Raw genomic sequence first — 15229 nt, 5'->3', positions numbered from 1 at the left:
CGAAAGTCTCCTCCTTGAATAATGTCTGCTTCAAGTATTCCCTCTGAAATTGTTCGTAAACGTTCACGAATTTAGGGAATAGAATGTGAAGTGACAAGTGCATGCTGAAAATCCGTTATAATGAATCGGAGGGGGTTGATGATTGTGAAGACATTATTACTGACAGGATTTGAACCGTTTTTGAAGTATCCTGTGAATCCGACAATGAAGATTGCACAGGAACTACATGGAATGGAGATTGGTGGATACCGCATTCATAGCGAGATTTTGCCAGTGGAGTTCAGTGTGTCGGGCGACCGACTTGTGGAGCATATCGAAGAAGTAAAGCCAGATGCTGTTCTATCATTAGGATTATCTGGAGGTAGATTCAAAATAACGCCAGAACGGATTGCAATTAATGTGAATGATGGGCCGGCAGACAACAGTGGACATGTACCAGTTGACGAGCCGATTATGGAAGATGGTGCGGATGGGTATTTTACGAATATGCCAATTCGAAAAATGGTGGATCGTTTGAAGCAAGAAGAGTTACCAGCAGCTATTTCCAATACAGCTGGGGCTTACTTGTGCAACAACGTCATGTACCGAGCGCTTCACTATGCGCACGTTCAACAACGAGGAATGCTTGCAGGTTTCATCCATATTCCAGCCTCGCACGAACTCGCCGTCGAACATGGCCGCGTACCGAGTTGGTCACATGCGGATTTAAAGCGTGGCATCATTGCATGTATTGAAGTTTTAGGTGAATAAAACAAAACGCCAAAGTGCAATCACTGCACGATTGGCGTTTTTTTTACACGGATTTATTCGCGTAAGCTATCTATTGCTAAACTGATCAATACAATCCTTTTCGCTATGTTTTGTCTCCGTCGTAATGGACTCGCCACTTGCATGATGTTTACTGCAAAACTGTACGACGTTCTTACCTTTTTTCGTTACGCCATAATAATATTGCAGGTCAGGTTCGTCGTGAAAAGTGACTGCATAATGGCCGTGATAGACCTCTTTTGAAATCGTGTGTTTGGGTTGAGCATAGCTTTGCCATTGTATGTCGCTATCCGTATACCCTGCCTCTTCCAAGTGCTGAGGGATATATTTATTGACGAGGTATTTATGATAGGGATTACCGTTGTTCAAAAAATAAATCGTAATAAATGGTGCTGCTACAAATGCGACCAATCCGAGAATCCCAATAATGATCGGTAGCCGCTTTTTCTTTGACCGATTCGTAATGACAAACACCTCCACGTAGCAAATGAAAACACAAATGCTTGTATTTTCTATATTTTACCACAAGTCGCTTACTCGTCAAAGAATCCCCCTACACAAACCATAAAAATCCGTAACCTCAACTGCGAGTTTACGGATCAAAAAACTTATAAGAAGAATAGTCCTAGACTGACAACAATCCCACTTAACACTAACACGAACACACAATAGCCCATAATATCTTTTGCACGCAAACCTGCAATGGCAAGAGCTGGTAAAGCCCAGAAAGGTTGGATCATATTCGTCCATGCATCTCCCCAAGCGATTGCCATCGCCGTCTTGGAATAACTTACGCCAAGCGTTTGTGCAGCATCCAGCATGATCGGTGCTTGCACCGCCCATTGGCCACCGCCTGATGGGACAAAGAAGTTAACGAGCCCGGCAGCAAAAAAGGTGAGCACAGGGAACGTCGCTGCTGTAGAAATACTAACGAACCATTCGGACATTACCAGGGCAAGACCTGACATGACCATCATGCCCATAATCCCTGCGTAGAATGGGAACTGGATGATGATTCCTCCAGACGTTTTCACTGCATTAGCAACTGCAGCTAGAAAACGCTTAGGTGTGCCGTGGAAGATGATACCGAGAATAAAGAATATCATATTGACGATATTTAGATTTAAGTCAAACCCTTTAGAATAAAAGTGCATGAATAAGTAAACAAGACCTAAAATACCGATGAGCATGGATAAGGTGAAACTGTTTTCAAGGCGGGAAGCGGGTGTAAGGATTTCCTCCTGCTTCACTTCCACTTTCTCTTCCAATAGCTTCGGATCGATCGATACGGTGTCTGCAGGCTTAGGCATCATGAAACGATTCAATAGCGGTATTGTAATGAATAAAATCGCTATGATGACTAGGTTATACGTTGAGAAAATAGTTTCTGACGTCGGGATGATACCCATCGTAGATTCAAAGTCATGATTAGGTGTTGCAATCGCTAACGGAATCGATCCGCCAAGCCCTCCATGCCAAATAATAAATCCGGAGTAAGCGCTTGCAATTAACAGACGATAATCGACCGTTGTTACTTTTCTTGCAATCTCTTTCGCGAATAAAGCACCGATGACAAGTCCGAAGCCCCAGTTAATCCAGCAAGCAATTAACGAAACGACCGTGACGAGTAAAATTGCGGTACCTGGTGTCTTTGCCAAGCTAGCTAACGAACTTAATAATTTTTTGAACAAAGGACTACTTGCCAATACATGTCCCGCAACTAGTACAATAACCATTTGCATCGTAAATGCTAACAGTTTCCAAAATCCATCGCCCCAATGGACGACCATGTCTAGTGGTCCTGAGTCAGTAAATACAATGCCTAGTCCGAATACGATGACCGTTAAAATCGCTACGAATATGTACGGATCTGGTAAATAACGTTCCATAATCGTATTCGAAAACCGTGTGAGTGTTTTCATTTCCAATTCTCCCTCCTATTTCCCTCGATTTAAGACTATCATATTTAACTCAGTTAGTAGATATGTTTTTTTTTAGAAAAATGAAACGAAATTGAAATACAACAGTCTACTCTTGTAAAGGGACAGAAAAGGAAGGGTGTTTCAAATGCGGAAACCAGTCATTTGGCTTGGCGTATCAGCTGTTATCGGCGTAATGGCGCTGACATTTGCATTTTTTATTGAGAAGGTGACCGTCTTGGCGACAGAAACCGCACTGACGGAGAGCGGTTGGCAAGTGTATTTTTCGGAACCGTTAGCGAGCGACTCAGTTGAAGCGGGGCATCTCTATGTAACGGATCAGCATGGGAAGAAGATGCAGCCTGAATTTGAACTGCTTGCAGGGAATAAAAAACTGCAAGTAGGCGGTTTAAAACCGGGTACGTACACGTTACACATGAACAAGAAAGCCGTGAGCGGAAATTTCTACAAAGTGATGAAGACCGAGAACCTCGAATTTACTGTGTACGACGAGATTGAATCAATTCGTTCGAACGAAGATTTATTGACCTATTTCAAACGGGCAAAAGATCAAATGACTCTTATACGAGCGGATATGGAGTTTGAGGAAAGTGCGATGGAGAGTGATACTTCCGCTGAATCCTCCAAGGAATCCTCCAAAGTTGCGAGTGACGGCGATTATTCTACAACGAATGTACAAGTGGAAGGGATCGACGAGTCGGATATTGTCAAGACAGACGGGCGATTCGTGTACTCTGTATTCGGAGAAAATGCAGTCGAAGTCCTTGATATTCAAGATCCTCAAAGTATGAAGATAGCTTCACGAATTAAAATGGATACGAACTATTATCCATCACAGCTATTTCTTCATGATGATGTACTCATTGTCATCGGTAGTAAGAGCGAAGTAATTACTGGAGATGCAGCGCAGGCAAAGCATTTTGCACCGTCCACTAGTTTTACTACAGTCCGTTTCTATAATGTAAGCAATCCACAACAACCTGAATTCATTCGTGAAGTAGGGGCGGAAGGCTACTTGAACAGCGCACGAAAAACAGAGAATATGTTGTATGTTGTAACGAATGTCCATCCGCATTTCTGGGCGATGGACGAACTCGAAGAAGATGCTTTGCGTCCGAAAGTTTTTGATTCCTCAAACGAAGAGGATACGTCTTATATGAACTTTGACGATATTTCGATTTTGCCCGGGGCTACGGAACCAAGCTACTCCGTCATTACAGCCATTGATGTATCGTCACCGGAAAGTAGTCAGCTCGAGACGAAAGGGTTTCTCGGCAGTAGCGAGCAACTGTATATGACGAAAGACCATCTTTACTTAACGGCTACTACTTATGACGTGGAGCAGTCCAATAAGGCGTCAAGGACGACAATTTGGAATCCCGCCAACGTCCAAACAGAATTCTTTAAGTTCAAGCTGAACGGCACAAAAGTGGACTATTTTAGTCATGCTGCGTTGAAAGGTAGAATCTTGAACCAATTTTCCATGGATGAACACGAAGGGCATTTCCGGGTCGTCATGACGGAAGGAAATATGTGGGATGACAGTAATCCATCAAAAAACCATTTGTATATTCTCAATGAAAGCATGGAACTGACCGGTTCCGTTGAAGGTCTTGCGAAAGGAGAACGCATCTACTCCGCGCGTTTCATGGGGGATAAAGCATACATGGTAACGTTCAGGGAAACAGATCCACTCTTCGTTATCGATGTCGCGGATCCATCCAAGCCAGAAGTATTAGGTGAATTAAAGATCCCAGGCTTCTCGAACTACTTGCATCCACTCGATGAAAACCATCTTATCGGCTTCGGATACGACACCGTTGCCAAAAAGAATCCGTCTGGTGGCGAACCGTTGATTATTACAAAAGGTATGAAAATTTCCTTGTTCGATGTGTCTGATTTCCATAATCCAAAAGAGAAGTTCACAGAAATCATCGGAGGGCAAGGCACGTATTCTCCGATCCAATATGACCATAAAGCTTTGTTCCAACACAAAAATCGGAACTTGTACGGCTTCCCGGTAAGCGTCTATGAAGAAACAGCGAAAGAATTTGAATTGGACTATAAAGGCTCAGGGGCGCTCATTTACGAAATTACACCTGAGAAAGGCATTGTGTTAAAAGGGGATTTGGTGAAAGGTTTAGCGAAAGGCCAACAATATGAAGAATGGGAAAAGCAAGTCGAGCGCATTATCTATAGTGGAGACAATTTGTTTACAGTCGCGAGAGAGGAAATCATTAGTTATGACCTGAAAGATTTTGAGGAGATTAGTAAGCTGCAGACGAAACAGAGGTAAAACCCTACTCTCAATATTCTTAGCTTAAGTAGATAGAAGACCATGGAATCGCAATAGATTCCATGGTCTTTTGAATGAAGTGTGTGTGTTTTATACTTTGGCTGCCCAGATTTCTATTTCAACTTTTATTTCAGGTAAGCCTAATTTATCTACATACCCAACGGTCATAGAGGGATAGTCCTTATGAAATAATTGCTCCCATTGTTCATCAAAGAAATCCCAATCAATTTCTTCGGTTGCCCATATGTTGACTTTTATAATGTTTTCAGCAAGTAATTCTTCGGATACCAACACTGCCATAATATTGGTGAATGTGTTTTGCACTTGGTCATTTAAACTTTGTGGGAATTGGCCATTTCCATCTATCCCCACTTGACCAGATGTCACATACAACTCTGCATTCCTAGGGATTTTAGTAATATGTGCATAATTCCCGACGGGTGCTGGCATGCTTGACGGGTTTTTTCTTGTAATTTTAGTGCTCTCCAAAATTAATCATTCCATTCAATTTTATTCTGCTGTACTTCAAGACAGCCTACAATTAGACACACTTCACCCTTTGTAGGTCAATCTAGAAAAAAACAGCAGTGGAGTATCCGTATCCACATGATAAATACATCAGTATTTTTTTCTTCATTGTTGGACACTCCTTCCTGTTGAATGAAATGACAGTAGAATTTATGTCATGATTTCAAGTTTTATAAGTAGAAAAATGTTGAAAGCTATAAAACTTTCTTTAGTAACATGTTACTAAACTTCTTGCCATAATTCTACAAATACGAAATGTGTGTAAATTCAGTGAGGTAAATGCAGCACCTTATCATCTTCCTCCAAATTGTTTTTTCAAACTGTGTCCTCTAAAATGAAGGAAAAGCGGATGGAGGTGGGGACATGAAGGTGACTGACAAAGAGTTGGCGATTGACTGTTGTTTGCTTGCGGGACGCCTTATGATGGAAGCAGGAGCGGAGACGTATCGAGTGGAAGACACAATGGAGCGGATGGCTCGGACACAGGAGCTGTCTGCGGTTGAAAGTTTTGTGACGCCAACGGGCATTCTCCTATCGCCAGGTAGTCCTCATCATACAAAATTGGTGCGCATCAAAAACCGATCAACGGATCTTGAAAAAATTGCACTCGTCAATGACGTGTCTCGAAAATTATCTGCTGGTGATTATACAGTAGCAGAAGCTTATGCGCGTTTGCAGGACATTCAACGCGCAAATGTTATGTTTCCGATAGGGCTGCAGCTCGTAGCAGCAAGTGTAGCGAGTGGTTGCTTTCTACTGTTGTACGGAGGTTATTGGTCTGATGTTGTCGCTGCAGTGGCGGCAGGAGGGGCTGGTTTTCTTGTCCTTACAGTACTTCATGAATTGACGAAAGTGAAGTTTTTCGCTGAATTTCTCGCCGCGTTAAGCGTAGCGCTTGTTGCTTTCCTTGCAGTGCGCATGGACTTAGGAACCGAACTGGACAAAATTATCATTGGAGGCGTCATGCCACTTGTACCGGGTTTGCTAATTACAAATGCGGTGCGGGACTTAATGGCAGGACACTTTATGTCTGGTTTATCAAAAGGAGCGGAAGCATTTCTGACCGCATTTGCCATTGGAGCGGGTGTTGCACTCGTCTTGTCGTTTTGAAAGGAGTGACACGAAATGGATTGGATTGTGCAAGCCGTACTCAGTTTTCTCGCCGCGGTAGGGTTCGGTGTTATTTTTAATGCGCCACGTAAAATGCTGTTTTATTGTGGATTTGTCGGCATGGCAGGCTGGATGATTTACAGTTTGTTTGAATTTTATTCGGGGGATGCCGTGCAAGCTTCTTTCCTCGGTGCTTTTGCAGTCGCGTTATTCGCTCACATGTTTGCGAAGCGCTTTAAAACGCCAATGATCATATTTAGTGTCGCCGGCATTATTCCCCTTGTGCCAGGAGGAACCGCGTATAATGCAATGCGTCATTTTGTGGAAAATGATAATTTGACGGCTATTTCCTTTGCGGTGAAAGCCTTCATGGTATCGGGGGCCATTGCGATGGGACTTGTTTTTGCGGAAGTATTTATACAACTACTCTTCCGGTCGCGATTCAAGAAAAAACAAGCACAGCAACTGTTCAATGACAATCGACCGGTGTAGAAGGGGGAGAATAAGTTGAACAAAAAGTATGGCTATATGCTCGTTGGTGTATTGATTTTCTTACTCATGCTCGTGATCTTTAAAAATTTACAAGCTGTTTAGTGTACATTAAAAACGGAGCGCCTCAACGAATTGAGATGCTCCGTTTTACGATTAGATGTCAGTTTCCTTCATTGGGACACCGATGTAATAGCCTTGTACTGCATCGACGCCCATTTCTTTCAACGTTTCAAACTGTTCTTCGGTTTCAACACCTTCTGCAATGACATATAAGCCCATCGATTTACCGAATAAAATCATGCCTTCAACGAGTTGTCGCGTTTTTGGCATCGTCGTTAACGATTGAATAAAAATCTTATCAATTTTCACTTTGGAAATCGGCAAGTTTTGCATGTAGCGGAACGAAGCGTATCCTGTTCCAAAGTCATCAAGGATGAATTGGATTCCAGTATCTTGAAGCGCTTTCATCTCATTGACAATCGCTTTTTCTTGTTCAGCCTGAAATGCAAATTTTTCCGTGATCTCCAGCTGAATTTTCTCTGGTGGACACATCGTTTGTTCAAGAATTGTAGAAAGCTTCTCTCGCATTTGCGAAGAGTTGCTGAATTCACGCACAGATGTGTTGACAGAGATGCTAATATCCGGTTTCTCCGTCGTCAATTTCACTGCCAGATTTGCAGCTTCTTCGATGACGTACGCACCAATCGCATGGATCAAACCGTTTTCTTCCGCGATTGGAATTAACTCATCCGGAGAAATTTGACCAAGTTCCTCGTCTTCCCATCTGACGAGTGCTTCATACACATGTACTTTTCCGGTGGCGATATCCAATTGTGGTTGATACACGACTTGCAAATTGCGATGATCTAGTGCGGTTAGCATTTTTTTATCAATAATCGAACGACGATTTAAATCTTTGTGTGATTCGACAGATAATGAAGAAATGCGTCCGCCTCCTTGCTCGCGGATCGTTTTTGTCGTTGCCAATGCTGCTTTAATAAGGTGTGTATAGGATTGTTGGTCTTCTGGATAACGAACAATTCCACCGCTGATTGATAACGGCAATGACTGATGATTGATGTAGATGGGTTGCTCTTTCAAAAATGGCAAGAAGCCTTGTATAAACCATTCACCGAATGATGTAAGCACAACAAATTGCCCGACGCCAATGCGAGCAATCGGATCTCCTTGGAAAAATCGTTTGAGACGATTCGTAAATTCCTGAATGAAAATAGATTCTGAATCATAGGATTGCAAATCTTTCAGTGTATAATAGTGATCGATTGCAATGTAAACGAATGAAAAATGCTTGTTTTCAGCAATGTTTTCGTTTACCATCGTTTCTAACTTGTGACGGCTCATCAGTCCAGTTTCAAAGTCGATGAATGCGATTTGTTCGAGTTTTTCTTGCAACTCAACGTCCGCTGTAATATCGAGCTCTAAAAACATAGCTGATTCGAGGGAACCTTCCTCGTTCATTGTTGGGATTGCCATCATCTTTACGAAATAAGGCTCACCGTTTCGACTTGTTTTTTCTGCAGTACCAAACCACGGCTTGCCGTTGGTGATAAAGTTCCATATTGCATGCGCCTGCGCTTGTTTTTCTTCATCTTCGGAAAACATTTGCCAAAAGGATTTTCCGATTATACGTTTAGGTGTCCAGTTACTTGTAACCAAGAAGTTTTGATTTGTATAAGTAATTAGTCCTTCACCATCCGTACGTGTTACCATAAAGAATTGCACGAGACTGTCCATGATATACGGTAATTCGGTTTTTTCGATTAAAGTAGCCGAATCCATCTATCTGTCTCCTTTCGGATGTTATATGTACTTTATTATATAGGAAGATTGATAAATAAACAGTACATCTTTTATGAAGATATTAGCACATCTTAGACTAAGACCAAAATCATATAAAGGTGGTGGAGCGTCATGGAAAGAGCTAAAGGGATTTTCATGATTATCATTGGTGCGATGATGTGGGGTGCCACAGGACCTATGATGGAATGGATATTGAACACAAGCACAATGTCCGTATCTTTCATGCTGATCGTCCGTTTAGTATTGGCAGGAGCGGTCGTTTTACTCATTTTGAAACTAAAAGGTGTAAAAGTATTAAAGCCCCTTCGTTATAAAGTGTGGTTGCGTCAAATGGTCCTCTTTGGCGTCTTTGGAATGCTTGGCGTCCAATTTACTTTTGCAGGATCGATTGATTCAAGTAATGCCGTCATCGCTACACTTTTTCAATTTTTAGCGCCAATTTATATTATCTTATTCGTATCCATGAGACAGAAAGCGACGCCTCCAGCAGCGCAAATCATTGGCATGATTGTTACAATGGGCGGCCTCTTCCTTCTATTAACGAACGGCACATTATCAGGCTTTGCGCTTAGTAAGGAAGCAGTTTTCTGGGGAGTGGCCGTTGGTTTTGCATTTGCCTTTTACACACTATACCCCGTGCGCCTGATGAATGAATGGGGCGTCCTCCTGGCAGTCGGATGGGGGATGCTCATTGGTGGCGTCACGCTTCTTATTGTAAACATCGGAAGAGTCGGTAAGGAAATCGGTTCATTGACAGAATGGAATACAACTTTTGTTTTATTCCTCGTCATCGTAATCGGAACGGTCGCATTCCTACTCTTCTTAGGGAGCATGAAATACATTTCACCTGTTGAAACAAGTATTTTATCCAGTTTTGAACCGCTGACAGCGATGATTATCTCGGTCATCTGGTTCGGAAGCGTATTAGGCTTTTGGCAAATTGTCGGCGGGCTAATCATGCTACTAGGTGTGACGGGTCTGTCGGTCGCGGGTAGTAAAGTGAAAAAAGAATAACGGTTGGTTACGAGAATAGTGATTTGCAGAGCGGGAAAAGTGAGATCGGGGGGTCCTGATTTCACTTTTTCTTTTTTGTTTGTGCGGGGTTTAGTGAGGCATGGTTTCAAGTAGAATGTTTTATTGACTTGATAGGGAGGGGATTTGTGGTTATCGCGCGTCATTAAACATAGTTTTAGCACATTAATTGCTCGTCACCCGTGCAACCGGCGCCTGACGGTCAAATAGAAATGCTCTATATGCCTGCCAGAGGAGAAAATCGGCGCCCTCGGTCAAATAGAACCCGTCTAATTGCCCGTCACCCGCGCAATCTGCGCCTAGCGGTCAAATAGAAATGCTCTATATGCCCGTCAGAGGAGAAAAACGGCTCCTGCGGTCAACTAGACCCCGTCTAATTGCCCGTCACCCGCGCAATCTGCGCCTAGCGGTCAAATAGAAATGCTCTATATGCCCGTCAGAGGAGAAAAACGGCTCCTGCGGTCAAATAGACCCCGTCTAATTGCCCGTCACCCGCGCAATCTGCGCCTAGCGGTCAAATAGAAATGCTCTATATGCCCGTCAGAGGAGAAAACCGGCTCCCGCGGTCAAATAGACCCCGTCTAATTGCCCGTCACCCGCGAAACCGGCGCATGACGGTCAAATAGAAATGCTCTAAATGCCCGTCAGAGGAGAAAATCAGCTCCTGCGGTCAAATAGAATCGGTCTAATTGCCCGTCACCCGCGAAACCGGCTCCCACGGTCAAATAGAAATGCTCTAAATGCCCGTCAGATGAGAAAAGCGATCCCCGCTGTCAAATAGACCCCGTCTAATTGCCTGACAAACCTCGAAATCACGCTCCACGGTAAGTAAAATGCATTTTTAATCCCAAATGAACCTTAAAAGTTCCTCTCCGAGTTAAAATATCTCCCGCAGTTCCCGGAAATCCCCCGCAAACCCCATTCTACTTCTTGGAAACTTCTCGAACATTCAAGAAGACCTACTCCCTATACATAATTTTTGATGTGTGGCATAATAGTGACAAAAGAAAAATAATTCGTAATACGAAGTAGTTGTTGGGGGTCTGGAATTTTGAAAACAGTCTTTTCCTATGCGAAGCCATATAAATGGCCAATCTTCATTGCGCTATTCCTTATGCTAACAGAACTTTCCGTGGAGCTTATTCAACCTTTATTAATCGCAAAAATCATTGATGAAGGGATTTTAGCGGAAGACGTTACGGTCATTTGGACGTGGGGCAGTGTCATGATGGGGCTTGCATTCGTCGCGTTTTTCTCAGGGGTAATCAACTCCTATTTTGCTGCACATGCTGCACAAAGTTTTGCATTTGATCTTCGTCAAGCCTTATTTCGTCAAGTTCAGGCTTTTTCGATGGCGACGTTTCTGCGTTTTCCAACAGCGGGATTGATTACACGGTTGACGAGTGACGTAACGATGGTGCAAAACGTATTGTTCATGGGACTTCGGATCATGATGCGCGCGCCGTTACTTGTCCTCGGCAGTTTGGTCATGGCTTTCGTCGTGAATGTGAAATTAGCATTTTATTTAGTAATTGGTGCACCTATATTACTTATTTTTCTATTCATTATGGCGCGTAAAGGGGTCGGTTATTTCTCGAATGTCCAACGCAGATTGGACCGGGTGAACCGAGTCATTCAAGAAAATTTGCAAGCCGTTCGTTTAATCAAAGCGTATTTGAGAGGCATGTACGAAGCGAGTCGCTTTTCAAGAGTCGCGGATAAGTTACGTCATGACACAGTGAAAGCGATGCGGATGATGGAACTTATTCTCCCTGTGCTTTTATTCGTCATGAATGTCAGTCTGATGGCGGTTTTATGGTTTGGTGCTGTTGAGATTCAAAATAATGAAGCACAAGTCGGTGAACTTGTAGCCATCGTCAACTATGCGATGCGCATGACAGGTGCTTTTTCAATGTTCGCGTTCATCATCGTTGCATTCTCACGTGCGAAAGCTTCTGCTGAGCGGATGGAAGAGGTGCTTGTGGCGAATGATGATTTGGAAGTGAATCGGTCTGAAAGCTCGGGCTTGAGCCAGCTTGAAGGCGAGTTGCGTTTTGAACATGTTTCCTTTACGTATCCAGGAAAACCGGAACCGATTTTAGACGATATCTCTTTCCATGTCGCACCTGGTGAAAAACTCGCCATCATGGGAGCGACCGGCTCCGGAAAGTCCACGTTATTAAATTTGATTCCTCGTATATTCGAAGCGACGGAAGGGAAAATCTTTGTCGGTGGAACTGAAGTGAATGAGTGGTCGCTAAAGGATTTGCGCGATACAATCGGGCTCGTTCCTCAACAATCCATTTTGTTCACGGGCTCCATACTAGACAATCTATCATGGGGAGATACGGAGGCAGCGCCGGATGAATTGGAGGAAGCGGCGAAAAAGGCGCAAATCCATGAATCCATAGATTTATTCCCACAAAAGTATGGCACACGTGTCGGGCAAAAAGGTGTCAATTTGTCAGGTGGGCAAAAACAGCGGCTTTCCATTGCGCGGGCGCTTGTACGTAAACCTTCCATCCTGATTCTTGATGATAGTACGAGTGCGCTCGACGTGAAGACGGAAATGGCTCTTTGGGAAGCGCTTGAGAAAGAGGCAGCTACGATGCTAGTTGTTACGCAAAAAGTGCAAACGGCTAAAGGTGCCGATCGAATTCTTCTATTGGATGAAGGGAAAGTTGTCGGCTATGGAACGCACGCTGACTTAATGCGTCAGTCACAGCTCTACCAAAAAATTGCACAATCACAAGCGGAAGAGGAGGTGATCGTCGATGGTGAGGAGCATTCGTAAACCGTTCGGATATGACCCGATCATCAAGAAAGAAGACATTAAGGGACCAGGAAAAAAGAAAGCTGAACGGGCCAATGATTGGAAGTCTGTATTGTTGAGGATTTGGAAGCTTGTCGATGAACAACGGGGACTTCTCATCGCAGTGCTTGCGCTTGTTCTTGTCAGCTCCGTCCTATCATTACTCGGACCGTTTTTGATTGGAAAAATCATCGACAACCATATTATCGCGATGCAATTCGACGGACTCGCAGGGAAAATCATTCTCCTCATTGCCATCTATGCCGTTTTGTCATTCGCCTTGTATTTTCAAAGTTTCTGGATGGTCGGGATTGCACAGCAAACCGTCTTCCGTCTACGCACAAGTTTGTTCGCACACCTGCAAAAACTGCCTGTCACGTTCTTTGACAAACGGCAACACGGTGAGCTTATGAGTCGCGTGACAAATGATATTGAAAACGTCAGTCAAACGTTAAATTCGTCTTTCATCCAAGTGTTCTCAAGTATATTGACGCTGACAGGAACATTTGCCGTCATGCTGTATCTGAGCCCGATTTTGACCTTGCTGACGATGACAATCGTTCCCGTCATGTTCATCGCCATCCGGTGGATAACACGTCGGACTGGCTTGCTGTTTAAAGAGCAACAGCGAGCGGTTGGTGAACTAAATGGCATGATTGAAGAGACGATTTCAGGACAACGAATCGTCAAGGCATTTTCCCAAGAAGAACGCGTCATGGAGGAATTTGCACAAAAAAGTGAACGACTGCGCCGCACCGGTTTTTGGGCACTCACTTATTCAGGTTTTATTCCAAAAGTGATGAACATGCTGAACAACGCGAGTTTCGCAATTGTAGCGGGGGTTGGAGGTTTATTGGCATTGAAAGGGGATGGGCTCGTCACGATCGGAACTATCGTCATTTTTTCCGAGTACGCCCGTCAATTTACGCGTCCACTTAACGACCTATCGAACCAGTTCAACACGGTGCTTTCGGCAATTGCTGGTGCCGAGCGGGTATTCAAAATTATGGATGAACCAGTCGAGAAAGATGATGCGACAGGTCATGCAGAAACAGTTCTAAAAGGTGATGTCGAATTCAGAAATGTGTCTTTCGGCTATGCAGTGGATACGGATGGCTATACGGTCGACGGCATTTCATTCCACGTCAAACCGGGCGAGACCGCAGCGTTTGTCGGGGCGACAGGTGCGGGGAAAACGACAATTATGCAATTGCTTGCACGTTTTTACGAGGCGAATGAAGGGCAAATCCTCATTGATGGCATTCCTATCAATGAATTGCCGCGTGAAACATTGAGGAGCCAAACCGCTTTCGTCCTTCAAGATCCTTTCCTCTTTGAAGCGACCGTCATGGAAAATATTCGCTACGGAAAACTTGACGCAACAGACGAGGAAGTAATCGAAGCTGCGAAAAAAGCGAATGCCCATAGCTTCATTTCACGCTTGGAGGCAGGTTACAATACCGTGCTCACAGCGGATGGCGGGGAAATCTCACAAGGTCAAAAGCAATTGCTCTCCATCGCAAGGGCCCTCGTTGCCGATCCGGTCTTACTGCTGTTGGATGAAGCAACAAGTAGCATCGATACCGTGACAGAACTCCAAATTCAAGAAGCACTCGATCGTCTGATGGAAGGTCGCACAAGCTTTGTCATCGCCCATCGATTGAACACCGTCCGAAAAGCAGACACTGTTTACGTCATGGGGCAAGGGAAGCTCATAGAAGCTGGGTCACAAGAAGAGTTGATTGCGCGAAAAGGTGTATATTACACAATGCTCATGGACGCAACATCCTGACAGGTAAAGCATCGACTACATACCAAACCCGCTTAAACCGAACAGCATCGGCAAGCGGGTTTCGTGTCAGTGCTTCTCTTCTACATCTAAAATCGTTCCATCATCAAAATACACTTCTAAGTCAAACTCCGTATACGTATCCACGCCGAACCACTCCAACAACTTATCGATCGCTTCCTGCTTGGAAGTATCTTTCGTGAAGAGGATGTCAATGAACATCTCATCCAACTTCACCATCGCCTCATCATCTTTCAAGTCAATACCGGCCAATTGATTTTTATAAATGGTCTCCATATTGCGATCCATCTTATACTTCGCCTCAATCATATCATGCCCATCCACCTCAATCTCGAGCTCAAACTGATCAAAGCCATACCCATTCCCCGTCTCCAACGAACCGCCTTCCTTCTCATTCTCATGCAAAACGGTCGCATCCTCCCGGTTCCGATCATCCGGATCCTTCCCAAACCCACAAGCCCCTAACACGAGCAACGCAAAAACCAACACTGCGCCATACTTCACTATGTTCTTCATGTAAGCAACCTCCCAAAGTAATCTCTCCTCAGTATTTTCCTTCCCGTTTGAAAATTAAACCCAACACCTCAAGACCTTTTTGGGGAATCGCGAATGAAAGAAGG

At 44.0% G+C, this 15229-nt stretch carries 12 protein-coding genes; 7 read left to right on the top strand and 5 right to left on the bottom strand.

Annotated elements, in window-relative coordinates; all coding sequences use genetic code 11:
• Positions 1-144: 144 nt before the first annotated feature.
• Positions 145-750 carry a pyroglutamyl-peptidase I gene (locus ACVHUV_RS01355; protein WP_317944695.1) on the top strand — a complete coding sequence of 202 codons (606 nt, stop codon included), beginning with the start codon at positions 145-147 and terminating at the stop codon, positions 748-750.
• A gap of 66 nt (positions 751-816) precedes the next feature.
• Here the strand turns inward: ACVHUV_RS01355 and ACVHUV_RS01350 are convergent, their stop codons facing one another.
• Together ACVHUV_RS01350 and ACVHUV_RS01345 are read right to left on the bottom strand one after the other, a co-directional pair.
• Positions 817-1242 carry a DUF3139 domain-containing protein gene (locus tag ACVHUV_RS01350; protein ID WP_462085864.1) on the bottom strand — a complete coding sequence of 142 codons (426 nt, stop codon included), beginning with the start codon at positions 1240-1242 and terminating at the stop codon, positions 817-819.
• Between the two features lie 134 nt (positions 1243-1376).
• The gene (locus ACVHUV_RS01345) at positions 1377-2690 is read right to left on the bottom strand and encodes a short-chain fatty acid transporter (RefSeq protein ID WP_462085863.1); all 1314 of its coding nucleotides are present in this window, start codon (positions 2688-2690) and stop codon (positions 1377-1379) included.
• A 145-nt stretch (positions 2691-2835) separates the two neighbouring features.
• Here ACVHUV_RS01345 and ACVHUV_RS01340 point away from each other — a divergent pair, with 145 nt between their 5' ends.
• Positions 2836-5004, top strand: coding sequence for a beta-propeller domain-containing protein (locus tag ACVHUV_RS01340; RefSeq protein ID WP_462085862.1), 2169 nt, complete (start codon positions 2836-2838; stop codon positions 5002-5004).
• Between the two features lie 90 nt (positions 5005-5094).
• Here the strand turns inward: ACVHUV_RS01340 and ACVHUV_RS01335 are convergent, their stop codons facing one another.
• On the bottom strand, positions 5095-5454 hold the full coding sequence (locus tag ACVHUV_RS01335; protein ID WP_462086838.1) for a RidA family protein: 360 nt from the start codon (positions 5452-5454) through the stop codon (positions 5095-5097).
• A 441-nt stretch (positions 5455-5895) separates the two neighbouring features.
• On the opposite strand from ACVHUV_RS01335, the gene ACVHUV_RS01330 reads away from it, so the two are divergent.
• The gene (locus tag ACVHUV_RS01330) at positions 5896-6642 is read left to right on the top strand and encodes a threonine/serine exporter family protein (protein WP_462085861.1); all 747 of its coding nucleotides are present in this window, start codon (positions 5896-5898) and stop codon (positions 6640-6642) included.
• A 15-nt stretch (positions 6643-6657) separates the two neighbouring features.
• Positions 6658-7134 carry a threonine/serine exporter family protein gene (locus tag ACVHUV_RS01325; protein WP_317944685.1) on the top strand — a complete coding sequence of 159 codons (477 nt, stop codon included), beginning with the start codon at positions 6658-6660 and terminating at the stop codon, positions 7132-7134.
• A 153-nt stretch (positions 7135-7287) separates the two neighbouring features.
• On the opposite strand, the gene ACVHUV_RS01320 is transcribed toward ACVHUV_RS01325, so the two are convergent.
• A complete protein-coding gene (locus tag ACVHUV_RS01320; RefSeq protein WP_462085860.1) occupies positions 7288-8934 on the bottom strand; it encodes a sensor domain-containing protein in 1647 nt (548 codons plus the stop codon).
• A gap of 132 nt (positions 8935-9066) precedes the next feature.
• On the opposite strand from ACVHUV_RS01320, the gene ACVHUV_RS01315 reads away from it, so the two are divergent.
• The 3 genes from ACVHUV_RS01315 to ACVHUV_RS01305 all read left to right on the top strand — a co-directional run bounded on the left by ACVHUV_RS01315 (position 9067) and on the right by ACVHUV_RS01305 (position 14591).
• Positions 9067-9969: a DMT family transporter gene (locus ACVHUV_RS01315; RefSeq protein WP_371390892.1), complete on the top strand. Its 903-nt coding sequence runs from the start codon at positions 9067-9069 to the stop codon at positions 9967-9969.
• 1069 nt (positions 9970-11038) lie between these two features.
• The gene (locus tag ACVHUV_RS01310; RefSeq protein WP_462085859.1) at positions 11039-12781 is read left to right on the top strand and encodes an ABC transporter ATP-binding protein; all 1743 of its coding nucleotides are present in this window, start codon (positions 11039-11041) and stop codon (positions 12779-12781) included.
• On the top strand, positions 12762-14591 hold the full coding sequence (locus ACVHUV_RS01305; protein ID WP_462085858.1) for an ABC transporter ATP-binding protein: 1830 nt from the start codon (positions 12762-12764) through the stop codon (positions 14589-14591). Before ACVHUV_RS01310 ends, ACVHUV_RS01305 begins: the two co-directional genes overlap by 20 nt.
• Before the next feature lie 66 nt (positions 14592-14657).
• Here ACVHUV_RS01305 and ACVHUV_RS01300 read toward each other — a convergent pair whose 3' ends face one another.
• The gene (locus tag ACVHUV_RS01300) at positions 14658-15125 is read right to left on the bottom strand and encodes a YusW family protein (protein ID WP_317944675.1); all 468 of its coding nucleotides are present in this window, start codon (positions 15123-15125) and stop codon (positions 14658-14660) included.
• Between the last annotated feature and the right edge of the window lie 104 nt (positions 15126-15229).

This window comes from Sporosarcina saromensis, assembly GCF_054901285.1.
This window is presented reverse-complemented; position numbering and strand designations above follow the sequence as displayed.